This is a genomic window from Saccharothrix sp. ST-888 (genome assembly GCF_000955975.1).
In the GTDB taxonomy this organism is placed as follows: domain Bacteria; phylum Actinomycetota; class Actinomycetes; order Streptomycetales; family Streptomycetaceae; genus Kitasatospora.
The window spans coordinates 1-2,190 of the sequence record NZ_JYJF01000242.1 but is presented as its reverse complement, the minus strand read 5'-3'; the positions used below and the strand labels follow the sequence as shown (position 1 = coordinate 2,190).

Here is a 2,190-nt window from a genome sequence, read left to right as displayed (position 1 = left end):
CACCCGCCCGGCGCAGCTCCCCCGTCTCCGGCCACGGCCGCGCCTGCGAGAGCAACTCCACCGCACCCGCCGACCAGTCCACATGCGGCGAGGGCTCGTCCAGGTGGATGCTCTCAGGCAGGAAGCCGTGCCGCAGGGCCTCCACCATCTTGATGACACCGGCCAGACCGGCGGCCGCCTGTGCATGGCCGATGTTGGACTTCACCGAGCCGAGCAGCAGCGGACGGTCCTCGGGGCGGCCCTGGCCGTAGGTGGCGATCAGCGCCTGCGCCTCGATCGGGTCGCCCAGCTTCGTACCCGTACCGTGCGCCTCCACCGCGTCCACCTGGTCCGCCGTCAGCCCGGCATCGGCCAGGGCCTGCCGGATCACGCGCTGCTGGGACGGCCCGTTCGGCGCGGTCAGACCGTTGGACGCACCGTCCTGGTTGATCGCCGAACCCCGCACCACCGCCAGCACCGGATGCCCGTTGCGCCGCGCGTCCGACAGCCGCTCGACCAGCAGCATGCCCACCCCCTCGGACGGGGTGAAGCCGTCGGCGGCGGCCGAGAACGGCTTGCAGCGCCCGTCGGAGGCGAGTCCCTGCTGCCGGCTGAACTCGATGAAGGTTCCCGGTGTGGACATCACCGTGACACCGCCGGCCAGCGCCAGGTCGCACTCGCCGTTGCGCAGCGACTGCACGGCCAGGTGCAGCGCGACCAGGGAGGCGGAGCAGGCGGTGTCGACGGTCATCGCCGGGCCTTCGAGGCCGAAGAGGTACGAGACCCGTCCCGAGACGACGCTCGCCGCCGTGCCGGTGGCGACATGGCCCTCCGCCGAGTGCGCCGCACCGGCCAGCAGGCCCAGGTAGTCCTGGCCGTTGGTGCCCGCGAAGACACCGGTCCGGCTGCCGCGCAGCGCGGTCGGGTCGATGCCCGCCCGCTCGACGGCCTCCCAGGAGGTCTCCAGCAGCAGCCGCTGCTGCGGGTCCATGGCGAGGGCCTCGCGCGGCGAGATCCCGAAGAACGCGGCGTCGAAGCGGCTCGCGTCGTGCAGGAAACCGCCCTCGCGGATGTACGAGGTGCCCTGGTGGTCGGGGTCGGCGTTGAAGACCGTGTCGAGGTCCCAGCCTCGGTCGGCGGGGAACTCCGACAGGGCGTCACCGGCGGCGACCAGCAGCTGCCACAGGTCCTCCGGCGAGGACACCCCGCCGGGGAGGCGGCAGCTCATGCCGACGATCGCGATCGGCTCGTCGGCGGCCGCCCTGACCACGACCGGGGCCGCGATGCCGGCCGCCGCGCCCGACAGCTCCTCGTCGAGGTGGCGGACCAGCGCGAGCGAGGTCGGGTGGTCGTAGATCAGGGTGGCCGGGAGCTTGATCCCCGCGGCGGCGCCGAGCCGGTTGCGCAGCTCGACGGCGGTCAGCGAGTCGAAGCCCAGCTCCTTGAAGGCCCGGCCGGTGTCGACCGCCTCCGGGCCCGGGTAGCCGAGCGCGGCCGCGACATGGGAGGTGACCAGGTCCAGCAGGATCCGCTCGCGCTCGGCGGGCGACACACCGGCCAGCCGTCCGGCCAGTGCACCGCCGGTGGCCGCCTGGCTCTCGGGTCCGGCTCCGCCGTCCTTCAACGCCGCTACGGCCTCGGGCACTTCGAAGAGCAGCGGGCGCACCCGGCCCGAGGTGAAGGCGAGTGCGAAGCGCTCCCAGTCGATGTCCGTGACGGTCAGCACCGTGTCGTCCTGGTCCAGGACCTGCTGGAGCGCGGTGACGGCCAGGTCGGGCGCCATCTCCAGGATGCCGTGCCGGCGCATCCGGTCGCCGACGCCGCCCTCGGCCATCCCGCCCTCGCCCCACGGCCCCCAGGCCACCGAGGTGGCGGGCAGGCCGTCGGCCCGGCGCTGCTCGGCGAGCGCGTCCAGGAAGGCGTTGCCGGGGGCGTAGTTGCCCTGCCCGGGGGCGCCGAAGGTGGCCGCGAAGGAGGAGAAGAGCACGAAGGCGGCGAGCTTCTGATGCTTCGTCAGTTCGTGAAGGTGCAGGGCGGAGTCCACCTTGACCCGCAGCACCCGCTCCAGCTGGTCGGCCGTCAGCGCCTGGATCACCGCGTCGTCCAGCACCGCGGCGGTGTGCATCACGGCGGTCAGCGGGTGCTCGGCCGGCACCCGGTCGAGCAGTTCGGCGAGCGCCGAGCGGTCCGACACGTCACAGGACTCGATCG

At 73.5% G+C, this 2,190-nt stretch carries 1 protein-coding gene; it reads right to left on the bottom strand.

Annotation, left to right across the window (positions count from 1 at the left end):
• The coding region (locus UK12_RS32315) for a type I polyketide synthase (protein ID WP_442973908.1) at positions 1-2,173 on the bottom strand (2,173 nt) is incomplete at its 3' end.
• Positions 2,174-2,190: the final 17 nt, after the last annotated feature.